The sequence below is a fragment of the Pseudomonas sp. PS01300 genome (genome assembly GCF_029960155.1).
Lineage (GTDB): Bacteria > Pseudomonadota > Gammaproteobacteria > Pseudomonadales > Pseudomonadaceae > Aquipseudomonas > Aquipseudomonas palmensis.
This window is the reverse complement of the sequence record NZ_JASCPN010000139.1, coordinates 1-1035: the sequence shown is the minus strand read 5'-3', so window position 1 is coordinate 1035 and position 1035 is coordinate 1. Positions and strand designations below refer to the sequence as shown.

Sequence of the window (1035 nt, the reverse complement as noted above, 5' to 3'; positions counted from 1 at the left end):
CAACCTCGGAGCCTTTCTGAAGATCACCGTTGACGGCTGCGGCGGCAAGCACACCAGTCAATTGGGACAGCATCACATGAACGTTGGTGTCGCCACCGGATAACGTTGACAGCGTATCTGCCATGGCTTCGTTCAAGCCCGCAGCCATGGCGCCAGTTTTGAAATCGCTGCCCGTGGCCTCTGCCAGCAAACCACCCATGACGGCATGAACCACAATTTTGGGCAGGCTGCCGTTCTCAAATCGAATGGTCTGGTCACCGGCAAACTTGAAGCCCGTGGCCATGGCGATGCTGCCTGCCTGGCCGACTAGAGCATTGCCCAGGTTGTCGCTGAAGCTGCCGCCATTGATGGCCGTAGATATTGCGCTCGAAACAAGCGAGTGCGCACCAGCCCGAATGAGCGTATCTGAGGCGTTCGCCCATGTGAGTACGTTGCGCGGGTTGCTGGAAACCGGAATGAGGGTGCCATCGGCAGCCTTCACGAATCCGCCCGCTTGACCGCTTTGTTCTACGCCGAACCAGTGAGTGTCTACGTATTCAAATGAACCTGCCGTCAGTGAGGAGACTGCTGCATTCTTCAGACTGTCTTTGCTTAGTGTTTCCTTGAGCGCTGCTGCGAGATCACCTTGGTTGTTGATCGTACTGACCGCACCGGTTGTTGCCAGGCTTGTTGCTGCGCCTAGCTGAAAGCCCGTGAGACCGAATCCTGCCGGGCCCATTGCGGCGGCCATCAGGATAGCTACAGCCAGTTGTGCTCCAACACCCAAACCGGAATTTTCGTACTTGAAGCTAGAGTGAATTTCCTCCACCTGGCGCCAGTCGATACCACCCCTGGCTTCCACTTCTTTCAACCATGCCAGTTTCGGATCAGCCTTCACCATGGCGTCGATGGACTGACTGACAGTCCTTTGGTCGATCTTTTTTATATCGACCTTGATGCCGTCTACCGCATTGATTATCAGGTTTCCGTTGGCCACCATCTGCGTCTGGCGCAGCGTCTCATCCGTCTGCCCCTTGCCCTTGGCACTGGTCCACG

General features: G+C 56.3%; 1 protein-coding gene. It reads right to left on the bottom strand.

Going from position 1 to position 1035, the window contains the following annotated elements; genetic code table 11:
* Positions 1-1035 (bottom strand): DUF637 domain-containing protein (locus QMX96_RS26680; RefSeq protein ID WP_282362722.1); only part of this gene is annotated, 1035 nt, incomplete at both ends.